The sequence below is a fragment of the Undibacterium sp. Di24W genome, assembly GCF_049340325.1.
Classification (GTDB): Bacteria; Pseudomonadota; Gammaproteobacteria; order Burkholderiales; family Burkholderiaceae_D; genus Undibacterium.
In genome coordinates, this window is the sequence record NZ_JBMPOP010000036.1 from 1 (window position 1) to 291 (window position 291).

General features: G+C 41.9%; 1 protein-coding gene. It reads left to right on the top strand.

Annotated elements, in window-relative coordinates:
* A partial coding sequence (locus ACO0KZ_RS20520) for a caspase family protein (protein ID WP_422998653.1) occupies positions 1-291 on the top strand: 291 nt, incomplete at both ends.

Genomic DNA, 291 nt, shown 5'->3' on the forward strand with positions numbered 1-291 from the left:
TCTACAAACAAGTTGAAATCAAACTATTGATAGATCAGGATGCAACTCAAACAGGTATTCTCCAAGGGCTAGAATGGCTGCAAAAGCAAGTAACTAAGCATGACGTTGGTGTCATATTTTTTGCTGGACATGGAAGAAATGAGCCCTCAATCGGTTACACCTTTCTTCCAATCGACGCAGACCCGAAAGAGCTGAAGTTGACATCGATCGGAAAAGATGTGCTCAAACGAAAGCTCGCTTCATTACGCGGCAAAATATTATTTTTCTTCGATAGCTGTTACTCAGGTGCCA